This is a genomic window from Massilimicrobiota sp. An134 (assembly GCF_002160815.1).
GTDB lineage: Bacteria > Bacillota_I > Bacilli_A > Erysipelotrichales > Coprobacillaceae > Allocoprobacillus > Allocoprobacillus merdigallinarum.
This window is the reverse complement of record NZ_NFLH01000032.1, coordinates 1-19,419: the sequence shown is the minus strand read 5'-3', so window position 1 is coordinate 19,419 and position 19,419 is coordinate 1. Positions and strand designations below refer to the sequence as shown.

19 protein-coding genes are annotated in these 19,419 nt (G+C 32.6%); 1 reads left to right on the top strand and 18 read right to left on the bottom strand.

Going from position 1 to position 19,419, the window contains the following annotated elements; all coding sequences use genetic code 11:
• Positions 1–93: 93 nt before the first annotated feature.
• Together pyrE and pyrF are read right to left on the bottom strand one after the other, a co-directional pair.
• Positions 94–726 carry an orotate phosphoribosyltransferase gene (pyrE, locus tag B5E79_RS11000; RefSeq protein WP_087298047.1) on the bottom strand — a complete coding sequence of 211 codons (633 nt, stop codon included), beginning with the start codon at positions 724–726 and terminating at the stop codon, positions 94–96.
• A 6-nt stretch (positions 727–732) separates the two neighbouring features.
• Positions 733–1,443: an orotidine-5'-phosphate decarboxylase gene (gene pyrF, locus B5E79_RS10995; protein WP_087298046.1), complete on the bottom strand. Its 711-nt coding sequence runs from the start codon at positions 1,441–1,443 to the stop codon at positions 733–735.
• A 754-nt stretch (positions 1,444–2,197) separates the two neighbouring features.
• Between pyrF and B5E79_RS10985 the strand changes: the two genes are divergently transcribed.
• Positions 2,198–3,781 (top strand): putative polysaccharide biosynthesis protein, encoded by a 1,584-nt coding sequence (locus B5E79_RS10985; protein WP_087298044.1) that lies wholly within the window; start codon positions 2,198–2,200, stop codon positions 3,779–3,781.
• A 114-nt stretch (positions 3,782–3,895) separates the two neighbouring features.
• Here B5E79_RS10985 and fabZ read toward each other — a convergent pair whose 3' ends face one another.
• From fabZ to B5E79_RS13495, 16 genes are all read right to left on the bottom strand, one after another.
• Positions 3,896–4,327, bottom strand: coding sequence for a 3-hydroxyacyl-ACP dehydratase FabZ (gene fabZ, locus B5E79_RS10980; protein ID WP_087243245.1), 432 nt, complete (start codon positions 4,325–4,327; stop codon positions 3,896–3,898).
• 2 nt (positions 4,328–4,329) lie between these two features.
• Positions 4,330–5,568, bottom strand: coding sequence for a beta-ketoacyl-ACP synthase II (gene fabF, locus B5E79_RS10975; protein WP_087298043.1), 1,239 nt, complete (start codon positions 5,566–5,568; stop codon positions 4,330–4,332).
• Between the two features lie 12 nt (positions 5,569–5,580).
• Positions 5,581–6,315 (bottom strand): 3-oxoacyl-[acyl-carrier-protein] reductase, encoded by a 735-nt coding sequence (gene fabG / locus B5E79_RS10970; RefSeq protein ID WP_087298042.1) that lies wholly within the window; start codon positions 6,313–6,315, stop codon positions 5,581–5,583.
• On the bottom strand, positions 6,308–7,222 hold the full coding sequence (gene fabD, locus B5E79_RS10965) for an ACP S-malonyltransferase (protein ID WP_087243248.1): 915 nt from the start codon (positions 7,220–7,222) through the stop codon (positions 6,308–6,310). The genes fabG and fabD overlap by 8 nt, the downstream gene beginning before the upstream one ends.
• A complete protein-coding gene (locus tag B5E79_RS10960; protein WP_087298041.1) occupies positions 7,219–8,283 on the bottom strand; it encodes an NAD(P)H-dependent flavin oxidoreductase in 1,065 nt (354 codons plus the stop codon). The genes fabD and B5E79_RS10960 overlap by 4 nt, the downstream gene beginning before the upstream one ends.
• Positions 8,280–9,224 (bottom strand): enoyl-[acyl-carrier-protein] reductase FabK, encoded by a 945-nt coding sequence (gene fabK, locus B5E79_RS10955; protein ID WP_087298040.1) that lies wholly within the window; start codon positions 9,222–9,224, stop codon positions 8,280–8,282. The genes B5E79_RS10960 and fabK overlap by 4 nt, the downstream gene beginning before the upstream one ends.
• A 1-nt stretch (position 9,225) precedes the next feature.
• On the bottom strand, positions 9,226–10,200 hold the full coding sequence (locus B5E79_RS10950) for a beta-ketoacyl-ACP synthase III (protein WP_087298039.1): 975 nt from the start codon (positions 10,198–10,200) through the stop codon (positions 9,226–9,228).
• Positions 10,197–11,117 carry an acetyl-CoA carboxylase carboxyltransferase subunit alpha gene (locus B5E79_RS10945; RefSeq protein WP_087243252.1) on the bottom strand — a complete coding sequence of 307 codons (921 nt, stop codon included), beginning with the start codon at positions 11,115–11,117 and terminating at the stop codon, positions 10,197–10,199. Before B5E79_RS10945 ends, B5E79_RS10950 begins: the two co-directional genes overlap by 4 nt.
• The gene (gene accD, locus B5E79_RS10940) at positions 11,114–11,983 is read right to left on the bottom strand and encodes an acetyl-CoA carboxylase, carboxyltransferase subunit beta (RefSeq protein ID WP_087298038.1); all 870 of its coding nucleotides are present in this window, start codon (positions 11,981–11,983) and stop codon (positions 11,114–11,116) included. The genes B5E79_RS10945 and accD overlap by 4 nt, the downstream gene beginning before the upstream one ends.
• Positions 11,967–13,334, bottom strand: coding sequence for an acetyl-CoA carboxylase biotin carboxylase subunit (accC, locus tag B5E79_RS10935; protein WP_087298037.1), 1,368 nt, complete (start codon positions 13,332–13,334; stop codon positions 11,967–11,969). The genes accD and accC overlap by 17 nt, the downstream gene beginning before the upstream one ends.
• A 9-nt stretch (positions 13,335–13,343) precedes the next feature.
• Positions 13,344–13,760: an acetyl-CoA carboxylase biotin carboxyl carrier protein gene (gene accB / locus B5E79_RS10930; RefSeq protein ID WP_087243255.1), complete on the bottom strand. Its 417-nt coding sequence runs from the start codon at positions 13,758–13,760 to the stop codon at positions 13,344–13,346.
• A gap of 42 nt (positions 13,761–13,802) precedes the next feature.
• The gene (locus B5E79_RS10925) at positions 13,803–14,027 is read right to left on the bottom strand and encodes an acyl carrier protein (protein WP_087243256.1); all 225 of its coding nucleotides are present in this window, start codon (positions 14,025–14,027) and stop codon (positions 13,803–13,805) included.
• A 286-nt stretch (positions 14,028–14,313) separates the two neighbouring features.
• A complete protein-coding gene (locus B5E79_RS10920; protein WP_087298036.1) occupies positions 14,314–15,324 on the bottom strand; it encodes a LacI family DNA-binding transcriptional regulator in 1,011 nt (336 codons plus the stop codon).
• A 145-nt stretch (positions 15,325–15,469) separates the two neighbouring features.
• On the bottom strand, positions 15,470–17,239 hold the full coding sequence (locus B5E79_RS10915) for a glycoside hydrolase family 35 protein (RefSeq protein ID WP_087298035.1): 1,770 nt from the start codon (positions 17,237–17,239) through the stop codon (positions 15,470–15,472).
• 14 nt (positions 17,240–17,253) lie between these two features.
• On the bottom strand, positions 17,254–18,615 hold the full coding sequence (locus B5E79_RS10910; protein WP_087298034.1) for a PTS sugar transporter subunit IIC: 1,362 nt from the start codon (positions 18,613–18,615) through the stop codon (positions 17,254–17,256).
• A 504-nt stretch (positions 18,616–19,119) separates the two neighbouring features.
• Positions 19,120–19,419 (bottom strand): hypothetical protein (locus B5E79_RS13495; protein WP_158095499.1); only part of this gene is annotated, 300 nt, incomplete at its 5' end.

Here is a 19,419-nt window from a genome sequence, read left to right as displayed (position 1 = left end):
ATATTCTACATCAATATACAATGAAATACAACAAAAAAAAGCAAGTAATAGAACCTTATAAAATGATTGATATAACTTGCTTTTTTATATTTCTTATTTATTCATCCAAGATTCATCATGAGGATCTTTTTTCCATGCTTTTAGTTTTTCTAAGTCAGCTGCTTCAATATATTTATGATCCACTGCAACTTGAATCAATGTATCGTAGTTTGTTAATGTATGGAAACTACATTCCTTAGCTGCAAAATTCTTTGTAGAATCTGCTAAACCATATGTAAAGATCGCAATCATTCCTAAAACTTCACATCCTGCTTCTCTTAAAGCATCAACGCATTCCAATGATGAACCACCAGTTGAAATTAAATCTTCAACCACAACAACTTTCATACCTGGTTTCACTAATCCTTCAATACGATTATTTCTCCCATGTGATTTCGCTCCACCACGTACATAACCCATTGGTAAATCTAATATATCAGCTGCTAAGGCTGCATGTGCAATTCCAGCAGTTGCTGTTCCCATTAAACATTCACATGATGGATAATGTTCTTTAATTAAATGTGCTAGTCCCTGTTCAATATCATTTCTCACACGAGGATATGATAAAGTTAAACGGTTATCACAATAAATAGGCGATTTAATTCCAGATGCCCAAGTAAATGGTTCATTTGGTCTTAAAAAGACTGCTTCAATATCTAATAAATCTTTTGCTATTGTTTTTTCCATAATTCTCTACTCTCCTTGAAATTGTTTATAAACTTCTTTATATGTTGCAACTGGATCATCAGCATTTGTAATTGTTCTTCCCACAACAATATAACTTGATGTTAATTCTTTTGCCATAGCTGGTGTTGTCACACGTTTTTGATCATTGACACTATCACTGGCAAGTCTAATTCCAGGTGTGACTGTTAAAAAATCCATTCCTAAATTTTCATGAATAATTTTTGATTCTAATGGTGAACACACAACACCATCTAATCCAGCTTCTTTTGCATTTTGAGCCCATTTTAAAACAACATTTTCTAATGGTTCATGAATTAATAATTCATCATCTAAAACTTTTTGATCTAATGATGTTAAACATGTTACAGCAATACATAAAGGACGCTTTCCACCTTGTGATCCTTCATTTAAACCTTCAATAGCGGCTTTCATCATTGCAATACTTCCTGAAGCATGAACATTAACCATATCAACATCTAATTTAGCTAATTGCTTCGTGGCACTTTTTACAGTATTAGGAATATCATGTAATTTTAAATCAAGAAAAATTTTATGTCCTTTTTCTTTGATCATTTTAATCATTTCAATTCCTTCGCCATAAAATAATTCCATTCCAATTTTGACATACAGTTTTTCATCTTCAAACTTATCTAGAAATGCTTTCACTTCATCTTTTGTTTGAAAATCTAAAGCAATACAAATTCTACTCTCGCTCATAATTCTCCTCCAAGACATATTTTTATATATTATAGCACAAAATATAAAAAATCTATAAACAAATTCACATTTGTTTATAGATTATATCTATTTTTTATAAATAACCTCATAATCCTGATATTTAAAATTCTTATAATGACCATCAATTGTATAATATTCTTAAAGCTATATCTCATATACTTCATTTCTCGACTATCATAAAACCCACAATAGTTTAAACGATGATTTGAATTTTCATTTTCTATTTTTTCATTGATTATTATAATGATCTAAAGGATAACAATAACTTAAGACTGTATATCCAATATTCTCTCTTTCTTCAAAAAATAAACTTTTTGGACTTTTAAGGCATACTTCAACATATAATAAGAAAGTTTCATATTCTATTGAACTGCTAAAATATGAAACGTTGTTTTCCCACTGCATAAAATTTAAACTAATTATATAATTGACCATTATCAATAGATAGTCAAATAATAAAACTCCCCCCAATCACAACTTATCGTTTAGCTATTTTTAAAAGAACTTGACTATGTGTTCTGTTCCAAGAATACAATACATTCTATAATCATATATTCAACAATCATTATCTATATTTTCACATCTATATCTACCCTTTTTTACAACAATTTTGTCATAGCAATGTGTAAAAACCACAAAAAAGTCTTTTTATGTATAATTTCATAAGTTTTTTTGCAATTATTCGAATTAATGATATAATAAACAAAGAATTATTGGAAAGTGAGGTTTACCCATGTCACGCTCAATTGTTAAACAGGCTTCTATTCTCGCTATAGCAGGAATATTAGTCAGAATTATTGGAGCTTTATATAAAAGTCCATTAACGGCTTTAATTACTGCCGAAGGTATTGGTTATTACTCTATGGCTTATAATATTTATGCTCTTATTTTACTTTTATCTTCGTATAGTATTCCAACTGCCATTTCAAAACTTATTGCTGAAAAACTGGCATTACATCAATATAATAATGTTCAAAGGATTTTAAAATGTTCATTTATTTATATTTGTATTATTGGGGGAAGTGCTGCCATTATTGCTTACCTATTAGCTCCAGTGCTTGTTACAGGGCATTCTGTATTACCACTTAGAATCTTATGTCCAACTATCTTTTTATCTGGTTTATTAGGTGTCTTTAGAGGCTATTTCCAGGCTCATCAGACAACTTTCTATACATCAGTATCTCAAATTATTGAACAAATCTTTAATGCTGTGGTTGCGATTGGCTGTGCTTATTTATTTGTTCGTCCATTAATGGAAACGGGTGGCAGTGAAATGGCTGCAGCTGGTGCAGCTGGTGGAGCTGTTGGTCCTGGTGTTGGTGTTCTTGTGGGACTCATTTTCATGTTTATCATGTATATCAAAAATCATAATCACCTGATTATCAAAGATACACCTGATGATTATGAAGATTCCTATAAAGATATTTTTAAAATGATTATCCACATTGTCACACCGATTATTTTTGCAACATGTGTTTATAATCTGATTACCGTTATTGATCAATATATTTATTCATTTATCATTGGTACTGATCCACAGTCTGCAACTATGTGGGGTGTTTATTCTGGACAATATATTGTTTTACAAAACGTTCCTGTAGCCTTAGCTTCAGCAATGTCTACGGCTTCTATTCCAGCCATTTCATCATCATGGTCATTGAAGAATTATCGTGAAACAAGAGAACATATCCGTTCTGGTATTCGTGTGACAATGATGCTTTTGATTCCAGCGGCCGTAGGAATGAGCGTTCTGGCATATCCAATCATTGGTATTCTCTTCCCTCAAGAAGAGACTGTTATGATTTCTACCATTATGTTAGCTGTTGGTAGTCCTGGTGTTGTCTTCTTTGGCCTATCGACTTTAACTAATGGAATTTTACAAGCTATAGGGCAAGTCAATACACCTTTAAAAAATGCAGCCATTGCATTAATCTATCATATCATTATTACAATTGTTCTGCTTTTATTAACGCCTTTAGGATTATATTCATTGGTTATTGCTAATTGTTTTTATGGTTTACAAGTTTGTTATCTCAATCAAAAAATGTTACGTAAAATTACTCATTACAAACAAGAAATAAGAAAAACTTACCTATTACCTATTATTGCGTCTCTATTAATGGGTGTGATTGTAGCAATCGTTTATTATGGATTGTTTGCTTTAACAAGAAGAGTTTTGATTCCTTTAATACTTTCTGTATGTATTGGAGTTATTGTTTATTTTGTGATTATTATCTACTTCTATTCTGATCACCCTGAAGAACTCTCTTCTATTCCTTATGCTAATAAAATCATCTATAAGTTTAAAAAACATTAATAATAAGAAAGCTATTGGAAATATGTTTTATCATATAACCAATAGCTTTTTATAACTATCATAAAAAAGAAAACAGAAAGACAAGATATCTTTCTGTTTCAGTTCTCTATTGAATTATTCACCAACAGCACACATGATTTCTCCAGTGACAGCAATTTCATCTTCAACCTTTGCTTCAATAGCAGCAAAGTAAATACCACCTTTTTCTTTTGTTAAAGTGACAGTCATTGTTAAAACATCACCAGGAATCACTTGTTTTCTAAAACGTGCTTTATTAATACCAGCAAAGAAAGCAATCTTTCCTTTATTTTCTTCTTTAGAAAGTAATAAAACACATCCTGTTTGAGCTAAGGCTTCAATAATTAAGACACCTGGCATCACATGTTTTTCAGGGAAATGTCCTAAAAATTGCATTTCATTAGCAGTTACACATTTTCTTCCTACAATTGTTTTTCCATCTTCACTAATGCTTTCAATACAATCTACAAGTAAAAATGGATAACGATGAGGAATAATTTTTTGAATATCATTAGAATTATATAACATCTCTAATCCTCCCATTTCTTGAAAATCAATGATGCATTATGTCCACCAAATCCAAGAGAATTGTTCATAGCATAATGAATATCTTGTTTTCTACCAACATTAGCGACGATATCTAAATCACAGTCTTCATCTTTATTTTGATAATGAATTGTAGCTGGGATATATCCTTCCTGTAATGCTTTTACACAAATAACAGATTCTAAAGCACCACTCGCTCCTAATAAATGTCCTGTATAAGATTTTGTTGATGACATAGCCAAATGATATGCATCGTCACCAAAAGCATATTTCACAGCCATTGTTTCTGTCTTATCATTTAATGGTGTAGATGTCCCATGAGCATTGATATAATCAATATCAGATGGTTGTAAAGCAGCATCTTCTAAAGCCTGTTTCATCGCTTCTCCACCACCGCTTCCATCAGATAATGGGGCTGTAATATGATAAGCATCACAAGTTGCTCCATAACCAACAATTTCACCATAGATTGTCGCATTTCTATCTAAGGCATGTTGTAATTCTTCTAACACTAAAACAGCTGCTCCTTCACCCATGACAAAACCACTACGATCTTTATCAAAAGGAATAGAAGCACGATCTTTATTCTCCCCAGTATGCAAAGCTTTCATAGAAGCAAATCCTGCAACTGATAATGGTGTAATAGAAGCTTCACTTCCTCCAGCAATCATAACATCTTCATATCCATCTCTGATTTTATGGAAGGCTTCACCAATTGCATTTGTTCCAGCTGCACATGCGGTTACAACAGAAGATACATAACCTTTTGCACCTAAATCAATCGCAACACTTCCTGCTGCTAAATTAATTAAAGTCATAGGAATAAAATAAGGCGAAACTTTTGATGGTCCTCTATTTAATAAACTTTGTTCCGCTTTTTCAATAGATTCAACACCACCAATACCACTACCAATAATGACACCAAAACGATTTTTATTCATTGTTTCTAAATCCAACTTTGCATTTTCAATAGCCTGTTTAGAAACAACTCTGGCAAATTGCGTAAAACGATCATTAAATTTTAAATCTCTTTTTGTAAAATATTGTTCTAAATCCAGATTTTTTACTTCACCAGCTAATTTCACTTTATAATCTGTTGTATCAAAATGAGTAATTTCATCTATTCCACAGACTTGATTTAAAATACCATTCCAAGTTTCTTCAACAGTATTTCCAATTGGAGATACGGCTCCCATTCCAGTAACGACAACTCTTCTTTTCATGTTTTGTCCTCCTTACATGACCATTCCGCCATCAACATTGATGACTTGACCCGTAATATATTTTGCACTATCACTTGCTAAAAAGTATGCAACATTCGCAACATCTTCTGGTTCACCCATTTGTTGCAATGGAATATTTTTTAAGATATTTTCTTTTGTATCATCACTTAAAACATCTGTCATTTTTGTGGCAATGAATCCTGGCGCAATAGCATTCGCACGAATATGACGTGGTGCTAATTCTTTCGCAACTGATTTTGTTAAAGCAATGACACCAGCTTTACTGGCTGCATAATTGGCTTGTCCAACATTTCCAATAATTCCAATTACACTTGCCATATTGATAATAACACCTGATCTTTGTTTCATCATAATACGAGAAACAGCTTTAATGGTATTAAATGTTCCTTTTAAATTGACATCAATGACATCCATAAATGACTGTGTATTCATTTTTAATAATAACTGATCTTTTGTAATCCCTGAATTGTTAACCAAGACATCAATAGAACCAAACTGTTCTAAAACAGCTTTCATCATTTGATCTATGGCATCATAATCAGTGACATCACCTTCATAAATCATAGCTTCAATACCATGGGCACAACATTCTTTTTGGACTTCTAAAGCTTCATCCTGATTTCCAATATAATTAATCGCAATATTATATCCTTCACTTGCAAATTTTAAAGCAATGGCTCTACCAATTCCACGACTGGCACCAGTAATTAACGCTACTTTACTCATCTTTTAACGCTCCTAACATTTGATTTAAACCTTCAATACTATCTACACTATAAACAGGAATACTTCTATCTGTCTTCTTAACAAAGGCACTTAATGCTTTTCCTGGTCCAATTTCCACAAAAGCTTCAACACCTTGTGCAATCATATATTGAATTGATTGATAGAAATAAACACTTGATTTGATTTGTCTAGTTAAAATATCAATGAGATCTCCATCTTCTTCTTTTCCTGAAACATTATAAACAACTGGAATCTTTGTTTCATGAATATCATATTTTTCTAACTCTTCTTTCAGCTTATATGATGCTTCTTCTAATAATGGAGAATGGAATGCTCCTGAAACTTTTAATGGAATGACACGTTTTGCGCCAGCTTCTTTTAATTTTTCTGAAGCAATCTCAACAGCTTCTTTTGTTCCTGTAATCACAATTTGTCCTGGACAATTGTAATTGGCAATTGTGACACCATCAATAGGTTCAATAACTTCTTGAATCTTTTCAGCATCCATTGCTAAAACAGCTGCCATAGATGTTGTTCCAGCTGGCAGGGCTTCACTCATAATCTGTCCACGACGTCTCACAATTGAAATCGCATCTTGTGTGTCAAATGCTCCTGCATAAGCCAAAGCAGAATATTCTCCTAATGATAAACCTGCCACATAATCAGGATGAATACCTTGTGCTTCAATCACTTTCGCAATGGCTAATGATGTTGTTAAAATACAAGGCTGTGCATATGATGTTTCATTTAAAACATCTTCAGGTCCTTCAAAACATACTTTTTTGACATCAATATCAATATTGGCCTGATCAAAAACATCTCTGGCTTCTTGAAATTCATCATAAAATGCTTTTCCCATACCTACATATTGGCTACCTTGACCAGCAAAAATCATTCCTATTTTCATAGATTTTCCTCCATTTCTTCCATATATTCATGAATCACTTCTTCAACATGTTTCATTTCATGAATTCTCGCTGCCTGGCTTCCTACAAAAACCAGACCATTTTGTACATTTCCTTTTACACTCTGTATCAATGCTTCACTAATACAATAGGGTGTATTTTCAGGATTGCAAGGAATCATGCAATGAAGACAATTTTTCATACAGATATTTCCTGTTTCTCTTGTTTTCTTTACAAAATCATTGACAATAGCACGTCCTGGAAGTCCTGCTGGACTTGAGACAAGTTCAATATCTTCTTGGCGACATTGAATAACCATATCTTTAAATTCTTGTGCTGCATCACATTCATAAGTTGCAATAAATGGTGTGGCAATCTGTACACCTGTTGCCCCTAATTTGATGAATTCAGCAATCTTCTTTCCAGAATCTATACCTCCAGCAACAAAAACAGGAATTGTCTTTTTGTATTTGTCTTCCCAAACTTTTAATTCTTTTTTAACATCAGCTAAAATATCACTTAGTTTTTGACACGTATGTGCCAATAAATCATCTTTTTTAAATCCCAGATGTCCACCAGCTTCACTACCTTCAATCACTACGAAATCAGGTGTATACTGATAACGTTTATCCCATACTCTGGCAATCAGTTTGGCCGCTTTTCCACTCGATACAATTGGTGCTAAAAGGGCCTTTCCTTTAGCAAACTTAGGTAAATCTAATGGTAATCCTGCCCCTGAAATAATGGCATCACAACCACCTTCAAGAGATGCTTTCACGAAATCTTCATAGTTTTGACTGGCAACCATAATATTGACACCAATCAAACCATTTCCTTTAGCAAGCTCTTTGGCACGTTGAATATGATCTTTTAAAGCCTGACAATTGACAGCAATTGGATTTTTTCTAAATCCTTCATAATTATAGCCAGGATGAGCGGCACTGATGACACCCATAGCACCACATTTTGCCACTGCTCCTGCTAATGATGATAAAGAAATACCAACTCCCATACCACCTTGAATGATAGGAAGTTGCATGATACGATTTTGGATTTGAATCATTGCATTTCCTCCATGACTTTTTGCAGGTTTGCATAAACTTGTTTTGTTGAAGCCATCATTTCATCAAGAATCTGTTGCATTGGTTTCTTTTCTTTGACCATTCCAGCAATTTGTCCCATCATCACAGACCCAGTTTTCACATCACCACTTTGTACAGCTTTTCTTAAAGCCCCAAGTGTTAATTTTTCTAATTCTTCACGACTTTCAAAATGTCCTTCAAGTTTTAAATATTCTCTTGCCATCTGATTCTTTAAAATACGGACTGGTGTATTCACACTTCTTCCAGTTACAACAGTATCAGTATCTTTGGCTTTAATAACAGCATCTTTATAGTTTTCATGAATTGGACATTCATTAGCAACCAACAGACATGTTCCAATCTGTACGCCAATAGCACCTAAACTCAAAGCTGCCATCACACCACGTCCATCTCCAATTCCACCAGCTGCAATCACTGGAATATTGACAGCATCTACAACCTGTGGAACCAAAGCCATTGTTGTCATTTCACCAACATGTCCACCTGATTCTCCACCTTCAACAATCAAAGCATCAGCACCAGCTCTTTCCATACGTTTAGCCAAACCAACGCTAGGCACAACTGGTAAAACTTTAATTCCAGCTTCTTTGAGTTTTGCCATATAAGGTCCTGGATTTCCTGCTCCTGTTGTCACAACATGAACGCCTTCTTCAACAATAACATCAATAATTTCACTGGCATATGGATTCATCAACATCACATTGACACCAAAAGGCTGGTCTGTTAATTGTTTACATTTTTGGATTTCTTCACGTGTTTGAGCTGCATCCATTGATCCTGTTGCAATAATCCCTAAACCACCACTATTAGAAACACAGGCAGCAAAGGAAGCAGTTGCAATATTCGCCATAGCTCCTTGAATAATAGGGTATTTTATATTTAATAATTCATTTAATAACACTTTATTGTCCTCCTCTATTGTCAATAAGAGTTGCTCCATAAGTTAATCCAGCACCAAATCCAACCAAAATAACACGTCCCTTTTCAGGAATCTTTCCTTCTCTTTGTGCCATTGCATAAGCAATAGGAATACTGGCCGCTGAAGTATTTCCAAACTCTTGAAGATTCATATAAAATTTTGATAAATCGACTTTCATCTTTTTTGCCACATGAGAAATAATACGGTAATTCGCCTGATGTGGAATAATCAAATCAATATCATCTATAGAAAGTCCTGACTGATCCAAAACATTTTCAATAGATTCTTTTAAAACTCTAATTGCAAATCTAAACACATCATTTCCTTTCATATTTAAATAATGTGTTGATGCTCCCTGATTTTGTAAATCATGAACTAAAGGCAATCCTTGAGCATGTAAGACTTCCTGTAAGTCTCCTTCACTATTGGCATAGTGATAAAGTTTTGTATCTCCTCGACCAAGAACCATCGCACCTGCACCATCCCCAAATAAAACGCAAGTTGAACGATCATTCCAGTCAATCATCTTACTAATTGTTTCACTACCAATGACTAAGATATGGTGATATCTGCTTAATAAATCACTGGCAATCTGAAAAGCATATAAAAATCCACTACATGCTCCATTAATATCAAAAGCAAAGACAGGACAATCATTTAATCCCAGTTTTGCCTGAACAAGACAAGCTGTTGAAGGTGTCATACAATCTGGTGTCATTGTTGCGACAATAATCACTTCAATGTCTTCTTTTTGAATATGTGCATCTTCAATCGCCTGTAAACTGGCTTTATAAGCCAAATCACTTGTATTTTCAGTTTCACTCACATAACGTGATGAAATACCTGTTCTTTGTACAATCCATTCATCACTTGTTTCAACTCTTTTTTCTAAATCAAAATTCGTTACTTTCTTTTGAGCTTTAACAAACCCAGTTCCTAATATTTCTATTGAACTCATGACATAACTCCTATCTTACGGAACTTCTGATAACGTTTTTCCAATAAATCTTTTTCTTTTGTATGAGTTAAAACATCTAATTCTTTTTGTAAATACTGATCAATATTATCTAATACAAGTTTTAAATCATTTTGCATACCACCTGTTGGTTCTTTGACCAAATAATCAGCAATCCCTTTATCATATAAATCATATGATGTCAGTTTCATCACTTCAGCCGCTTCTTGAACACGACTATCATCTTTCCATAAAATACTTGCAAAACCTTCAGGTGATAAAACAGAATAAATGGCATTTTCTAACATACAAATACGATCGGCAACACTTAAAGCTAATGCTCCTCCACTGCCACCTTCTGATAAGACAATACAAATAACAGGTGTTTTCAAATCAGAAAAAGTGTATAAACATTCAGCAATCGCCTGTGCCTGTCCCCTCTCCTCAGCTTCGATACCAGGATAAGCTCCTGCGGTATCTACAAAAGTAATGATTGGTCGATGAAACTTTTCGGCTTGTCTGGCAAGTCTGAGAGCTTTACGATAACCTTCAGGATTACACATTCCAAAATGACGGTTCAAATTTTCTTCCAATGTCTTTCCTTTGGCTTGTGCAATAACAGTGACTGGCATATCGTGAAAATAACCAATTCCCCCAATAATAGCCTGATCATCTCCATAACATCTATCCCCATGAAGTTCATAGAAATGGTCAAACAATCCCTCAATAAAATCACTTGCTTTTGGTCGTGATGGATGTCTTGCGATAGACACACGATCCCAAGCAGTTAAATGATGATATGTTTCTTTTGTGAGAGTATCAATCTCTTGAGAAAGTTCATCGAACTCTTTTTGATCTTCTGTTACAGCTCTTTTCGCCTGTAACTCTTTTATTTTTCTTTCATTATCTACGAGGCTCATAATTTTCCTCCATGTAATTTTAATAAATCTGAAATAACATTTTTCAAATCATGTCTTTCCACAATCATATCAATAAAACCTTTTTCAAGTAAGAATTCTGCAGTTTGGAAACCTTCAGGTAACTCCTGCTTAATTGTATCTTGAATAACACGTTTTCCAGCAAATCCAATCATGGCATGTGGTTCAGCAATGATAATATCTCCCAGCATCGCAAAGCTGGCACTGACACCACCTGTTGTAGGATGTGTTAATAAAGCTATATAAAGACCTCCTTGATTTGAAAAGCGTTTTAAAGCAGCACTGATTTTAGCCATCTGCATTAAAGAATCAATACCTTCCTGCATTCTGGCTCCACCACTGGTACAACTAATAATCAATGGTAATTTTTTACGTGTAGCCAGTTCTACTGCTTTACATATTTTTTCACCAACAACTTTTCCCATACTTCCCATCATGAAACGAGAATCCATGACACATAAGACAACACGACTCTGGTTGATTTTACCAACACCACAAATGACAGCTTCATTCATACCGGTTGACATCCAGGCTTTTTTTAGCTTTTCATCGTAACCAGGAAAATTTTCATTGTTAGATGTTTTATCTTTTTCAAAATATTCTTTCCAAGTGCCTTCATCCATTAAATCACGTATACGCTGTCTGGCACTAATTTTCATATGATGACCACATTTAGGACAAACATAGTCATTTTCGATAAGTGAAAAATAAGGAATAGATTCATGACAATGATCACATTGTTTAAAGATATTTTCAGGAATTTCTTTTTTTTCTTTAATCTTATGTCTATTTAACCATGATGAGAATTGTTTTAATTCTTCATTTCTTTTTTTAAACAATTGATCCATTATCTTTCAACTCCTTTATAAATGTTTCACAGAAGCTTGTATCATAACTTCCTTCAATAAATTCTTTAGAATGTAGAACATAATAATGGAATTTTGTATTCGTTGAAATACCATCAATAATGACTTCACTTAACGCTGCACGCATTTTTTTAATACATTCTAGACGTGTTGGCGCAAAAGTAATTAATTTTAAAATCATCGAATCATAATAAGGTGAAATTTCACACCCACTATACATGGCACTATCCACTCGCACTCCTCTTCCACCTGGTAAATGCATAAATGTTATTTTTCCAGGTGTTGGCGCAAAATCACGATTCATATCTTCAGCATTAATACGACATTCTAAAGCATATCCATTTTGATGAATATCTTCTTGCTTGTATGGAAGTTTTAATCCTTCAGCAACCTTAATCTGTAACTTGACTAAATCAATACCACAAATCATTTCTGTAATAGGATGTTCAACCTGAATACGTGTATTCATTTCCATAAAATAATATTGTCCGTGTTTATCTAATAAAAACTCAATTGTTCCAACACTATTATATCCCACATGATGACAAGCTTTGATGGCATCTTCAAACAATCTTTGACGCACATCTTTCTTTAAAATATGACATGGTGCTTCTTCAATCATCTTTTGATGACGTCTTTGAAATGAACAATCTCTTTCAAATAAATGAATCACATGACCATGATGATCACCAATGACTTGAACTTCAATATGTTTTGGATTTTCAATTAATTTTTCTAAATAGACATCATCATCACCAAAACAAGCTTTGGCTTCAGCTTTGGCATTAAGATATTGTGTTTCAAACTCTTCTTCATTATGAACTACACGCATACCACGTCCACCACCACCATTGCTGGCTTTAATCATAACGGGATATCCTATATCTTCAGCAACCTTTTTTCCCTGTTCTACAGTTTCAATGACTTCTTTAGAACCAGGAATCACAGGAACTCCTGCTTCTTTCATCATCTTTCTTGCGGCAGACTTATTTCCTAACATATCAATAATATCAGGTGATGGTCCTACCCAGATCAATCCACATTGAATAACAAGTCTGGCAAATTCACTGTTTTCACTTAAAAAACCAAATCCAGGATGAATCGCATCACATCCCGTATTGCAGGCCGCCTGAATAATCGCATTCATATTCAGGTATGATTCATTAGCTAATGGTCCACCAATACATACAGATTCATCTGCTAATTGCACGTGCAAAGAATGTTTATCAGCTGTTGAATAAACGGCAACAGTCTGAATTCCTATTTCTTTACATGTACGTATAATTCTGACTGCGATTTCTCCACGATTGGCAATCAATAATTTTTCAATCACATTATCACCTTACCCTATCATCATTAAAGTCTGATCATATTCAACTGTTTGACCATCTTGAACTTCAATAGATAAAACTTTTCCAGAAACAGTTGCTTTAATTTCATTCATGACTTTCATGGCTTCAATGATACAAATCGTGTCTCCTTCTTGAATCATATCTCCAACTTTAACATAAGGTTCTTTTCCCGCACCACTTGATTGATAATATGTTCCAACAATTGGACTTTTGATAGGTGTGCCTGTTTCCTGAATTGTTTCTTCATTGTGTTCACTAGGTGTTTTGACATCGGTAGGTGTTATGATTTGTTTTGCTTCTATATCTTTTTCTAATGTGATATGTAAATCACCATCAGTTAAATCCATCTTAGATATTTGACTTTCTTCAAACATCTTCATAATTGATTTAATTTTTTCAGTATCCATACATGTTCCTCCTTAGAAAAATAAGCTAAGTGAAACCTTAGCTTATTGTTTAGATTCAATTAATTTCACAATATCTTCTACAGTTACTAATGCAGCTAATTCTTCATCAGAAATTTCAACGTCGAATTCTGTTTCTAAATCTAAAGATAATTCAACAGCTGCTAAAGAATCAATTCCTAAATCATCTTTTAAGTTAGATTCTAATTTAATTTCTTCTCCATCAATATTTAAAGATTCTACTAATGCATCTTTTACTTGTTCAAACATGATATGTCCTCCTATGTGCTTACTTAAAATTTTTTATATTCTTACTTCAAATTTTTGAAGTAATGTTACTATACACCTCTTTTTTAGATTTGTAAATAGATTTTCATTAATTTATTTAAAATTTTTTATATAAATTTTTTAAAGTATTTGTAAAAAAAAGATAGAACAATATTTTCTACTGTTCTATACTTCAATATCAATACTTTCATCAGCATTGTTTGAACATATAATAATGACTATATGAATTGAAAAAAATTGATAAAAAAAATATGCACATTGCATATTTTTAATCTTCATGATACATTATACTTGAATTTCTCTCAATAAGGTAACATGGCAATTGTATTCTCATTGAATTTAATTTTTTACCATTAAGTAATGATTGATGCAATAATGAAGCTCCTAATTCTCCCATTTCATCAGCTGGAGCATAGACAGTTGATAAAGATGGTGATGTAAAATTACCTGCATCAATATTATTAAATCCTATAATAGAAACATCTTGAGGTACGCGAATGTTTAAATCTTGTAATGCTCTCATAGCTCCTATTGCAATTGGATCATTAACAGCAAATAATGCACTCGGCAATTTTTGTATTTGAGCCATTTCATAAACCAAATTATATCCTGCTTCACTCGTCAAATCTTTTTCTAAAGAAAACTCTTGGTATTCCATATGAAATTCTTGACAATATTTAATAAAGCTTCTTTTTCTTGTTTGAATATGATGGTTTAACTCATTATACTCACTTCTTCCTAAAAATCCGATTTTTTTATGCCCAAGATCATGAAAGTATTTCACAACCTGATACATAGCATCATCAAAATCCAAAGTGATACAACATTCAGTAATCGGACTCATATCCATATCAAGAAAAATAATATTCTCTGTCATCTCACATAATTTTTCAAGATGAAAAGAAGAAATTTTACCAATACAAATTATTCCATGTACATTTTGTAAAACACTTTCCACATCAATATCACCTTCACGTACTCTTCTCATTGCAATATGATGTGTCTTCAAATATTTTTCTACTGATTGCAACAAAGTGATATAATAAGTGTCTCGAATTTCTTGTTCATATGTATAACATTGAATAATAGCAACAACAAGTTTGGTATTTTGATTTGAATTTTTTCTTGGTTTAGGTACATAGTTTAATTTTGCTACTGCTTCCTGTACTTTTGTTCTTGTTTCCAAGGAGACATTTAATGTATCATCTTCTCTTAATATTCTCGATACTGTCGCTATTGATACATTTGCATATTTTGCAACATCTTTTAAAGTAACCATTTCAATGTCTCCCTCCTCTCATTATTCTTTATTATAAGTGAATTCCAATGAAATTTCTATACTTATTATGCGATATAACAACAAAAAATAAGAAACCCTATTTTTACAAAAATGTAAAAATAGGGTTTCAATAAACAATATTCTATTATTTATGAATATCTATATATATGGGTTTATCATTCAATATAATTTCATCAGCAAAAACACCTTCTGTTTCAAATATAACAATAACATTTTCACCACGTTTTAAAAACGGTCCTGGTATATAAAGAGAACCTGTTGGTCCAACTTGATAAAATCTCCCACAATGATGACCATTAACAAGAACGATACCTTTTCCAAAATTTGTCACATCAATAAATGTTTCATTCGGTATTTCATCAATTGTAAAAACAAATTGATGAAATGCTGGTCCACCAATATATTCTTTAGACCAATCAATAGCATCTGTTTTATTAAAATTTAAGCAGTAGTGTTTCCATTTTTTAGTGAAATGTATATCTATTAATACCCCTGTGCGAATCCCTTTTTTTTGGGTATCAGCCTGCAACTTAGCACCATAATTCACTCTGCCCATATTTTCAACAAGAATTTTTAAATCATTTTGATTATCTAAAGATGTTTCAAATAAGATTTCATCACCTATTTCTTCCTGATATTGCACACCTATAAATTTATTATTCACATATATTTGAATGCGATCACGCGCATCAATAACTCTTAGTCTAGACTGCTTTGTATAACTCTGAAAATCATGTTGATAGACAACATATCCATAATAATGATCAAGTTCTTCCATTGTTAGCGGCCAAGAATTTTCTATAATTGTTGATATTTGTTCTATTACACTAAAAAGCGATACTCTATTTTTACATTTTACACTTCCGTAACTGCATGTTTTTCTACGATTTTCAAGGCGATGTTGTTCTCCAGTAATCAATTCTCTCATAAGATGGTATTTTTCAGTTTTAGCTCCGTACTCTGTTAAAATTGCATCATAATCATATGAAGTAATTTGAGGAAGGTCTTTTTCTTTTCGAGCAGAGCATCCATTCATCCAACCAAAATTCGTTCCCCCTTGAAACATATAAAAGTTCACACTTCCAATTTCTAACATTTCCTTAACACTTTCTATAAACTCCTGAGGATTTCTACGAATAATTTCTTGATTCCATCTATTAAACCAACCATCCCAAAATTCCATACACATAAGAGGCGCTTCAATATTATGTCTTTGCATAAATTTTTCTAATATTTCCATATTTTCTTTAGCATGTGAACCAAAATTTCCTGTTGGAAAAACATCTTCATTAATCAAACTTCCTGCTTCTAAAGCTTCATTCCAAGTGCCATCAGCAGTGAAAACAGGAACTTGAATACCATAATCACGCATCAGTTTAAAAACCTTTTTGAGATATTCTTTGTCTTCACCATATGAACCATATTCATTTTCTAATTGTGCTAAAATAATAGAACCATTTTTATGAATCTGATACTGTGACACTTTAGGTAACAGTATAGAGAAGTATTGTTCAAGACATTTCATATATTGCTCATCATCACTTCTCAATCTTATTCCAGAGTATTTTAATAACCAAGCTGGTAAGCCACCCATTTCCCACTCTGCACAAATATATGGCGATGCTCGCAATATCACATACAATCCTAATTGATGAGCTAAACTTAAAAATCTTTCAATATCTTTTATCCCATCAAAATCATATTCTCCTTGTTTTGGCTCATGAAGATTCCATGGAACATATGTTTCCACAGTATTACATCCCATATCAATAAGATCTAATAGCGTATCTTCCCAATATTCTGGCACAATTCTAAAGTAATGGACAGCACCCGAAATGATTTTAACAACTTTACCATTTATATAAAAATCCTTTTTGATTTCAATACTTCCCAAGCGATTTCTCTCCTTTATAATTTTTCAAATTTTGGATTATTTGCAAGTTTAACAAAAGGTAAATAAATAGCAATTGCCAAACCTAAATTAATGAGTGACAGTATAATTGATTTCCAGTCAAAACCAGTTGCAAAGAATCCATATAATACTGGTGGCATTACCCAAGTCACATTTTGTGTAACAGGTGACACTAACCCTAACGCTGTTGCACCATATGCTACTGTTGATAAAACAATAGGACAAAGTAAAAATGGAATAAACATAAGTGGATTCAAAACCGTTGGTAAACCATACATAACAGGTTCACCTATATTAAAGAGTACAGGCGCAATTCCTAACTTTGCAACCTCTCTGTAATGTTTATTTCGAGATTGCCAGAATATTGCAATAAGAAGTCCTAATGTTGCATACCAGACAAAAGCTCCATATGAAACACTTGTCCATAAATACGGAATATCCTTTCCTAATTGATAAGCCTCTAAATTTGCTAAAAGAGCAACTCCAAAAACACCTTCCATAATTGGTGCCATAACATTGCCACCATGAATACCAAAAAACCAAAACAACTGAGTCAAGAAAGCAACCATAATAATAGACAATGGATTTTGAGATAAACCTAATAAAGGCGTCTGTAATACATCATAAATCCAATCAATAATCAACTGCCCTGTCATCAAATTAAAAGCATATGTAATTATAGCAACAATATACATGGCAATAAATGCTGGAATAATAGAAGTAAATGGAACTGCGATTGCTGGCGGTACTGAGTTCGGTAATTTAATAGTCCATTTCTTTTGCATACATTTGCTGAAAATAACTACAGCGATAAAACCAATAACAATTGCAGTAAAATACCCACGTGAATTTATTTGATTTCCTGGAATAAGTCCACTGATTGTTACAGATAGCTGACCATCCACATATGATAATCCTGTGACTTTATTAATCATTTCAGCCAAACCATGATCTATTGCAGATAATGAGAATGTTTGAGTTATAGATGTTCCCAATGACACAACAAAAGATGCCAAGGCTACCAGGCCACCAGATAATTTATCAGTTTCATAAACTTTTGCGATGTTATAACCTAAAGCAAAAATAAATACTAACGAAACAATGGCTAAACTTCCATTAAAAATCAATCCATTAATTGCAATTAACCATTGAAATGTTTCTGTAATTTGAGTCCACCCAAATTCAGAAGGAAAATCAGATAGAAATGCATTGAGTAATAATGCGATTGATCCAGTCATAACAACAGGCATAGTTGCTATAAAAGAATCACGAAGAGCAACAAGATGTTTTTGTGATCCAATCTTTGTTGCTATAGGCAGCAGTTTTTCAGACATGAAGTCCATAAATTGTTGATACATAATTTTCTCCTTTTTTATCAATATTAGATACGATATCATCGATGTTTTATATCCATTTTTATTATAATTATTTTTACATAAAATTTCAATATTTTTTTACTTATTTTACTATTATTTTTACTATTATTTTACTAAAATCTTTATTTTATTTACTTATTATAAGTATTTTTTATAAAAAGATGTATGCATTTAGTAAAATTATATAATTTTACTAAATGCATACATCTTAAACATCCTTCTACCTAATCTTTTTTATCCAAAAATCTAACCCTAGATAAATGTTGGTAAATATATTTGAAATACATCAATTATATGGTCTTAAATGAGAATTCATATATAAAATCTTTGTATCTTAACTCACATATAGAGTTCATAATCTTCTTGTATATTCCCTTGAAAGTCGTTTTGTCATAATAATTCTTATTTTGATCTTTCATCTTATATAGTCCAATGTAGTTCTTTAAATACTTGTCTGATATCCCTCTATATCCATGCAAAAACAATTCAATAGACGAATGGAATCTTAATCCATTTAACTCCTAACTTTTTCATCAGTCCATGATATGAGCGAAGGCTGTCACTGACAACTGTACATTGTGAAGGGATTTTGTCTTTATATATTTCATAGAGATTCTTGGTATGTATTCTTCCTCTTTCTGATACCTGTATCACTTTATTGTTGTGTTCATCTATGGCACAGACAATGTTTCTCTTCTGATCGCTGATTCCTCTTTTCTTCTTTGATTCTTTATCTTCAACTGTTATTCCAGGATGTTTAACATCTGAAAGTTTTTCATCAAGGTA